The sequence below is a fragment of the Photobacterium alginatilyticum genome (assembly GCF_009910675.1).
Classification (GTDB): domain Bacteria; phylum Pseudomonadota; class Gammaproteobacteria; order Enterobacterales; family Vibrionaceae; genus Photobacterium; species Photobacterium alginatilyticum.
Genome location: NZ_RSEJ01000309.1, coordinates 1 through 412 on the forward strand (window position 1 = coordinate 1; position 412 = coordinate 412).

1 protein-coding gene is annotated in these 412 nt (G+C 38.0%); it reads right to left on the reverse strand.

Going from position 1 to position 412, the window contains the following annotated elements; translation table 11 throughout:
* Window positions 1-193: 193 nt before the first annotated feature.
* Window positions 194-412: hypothetical protein (locus EIZ48_RS31695; RefSeq protein ID WP_205298664.1), on the reverse strand; the 219-nt coding region annotated here is incomplete at its 5' end.

Consider the following 412-nt stretch of genomic DNA (forward strand, 5'->3'; position numbering starts at 1 on the left):
ATAACAGAAATAAAAGGGAATGGCTCGGCTATCCCACCTAGCCAAGSCATAAAAAAATAGATTCTAAAAAAGAAATKMGATCRAAATKAATTGAAAAAAAAAAAGAAAGAGGAATACTTTTTAGGTATRMCCTGATCCCAATRKGTMTGATGGAATYAAATTAATTTMTACTTCAAACRTGGGATCYCYTGTCTCAATTAAGAGGGGTCATGGAAAGAACAGGTTCMAAATCACGATCAATTCCTTTTTCAAAGCCTGCTGCAGCTGCACGAGCCCTTCCCGCGTGCCACAAATGACCTACGAATAAGAAGAATCCTAGAACAAAATGCGAGGTAGATAACCAACTTCTAGGAGAGACATAATTGACTGCATTGATCTCAGTAGCTACACCACCGACRGAATTTAAAGAACC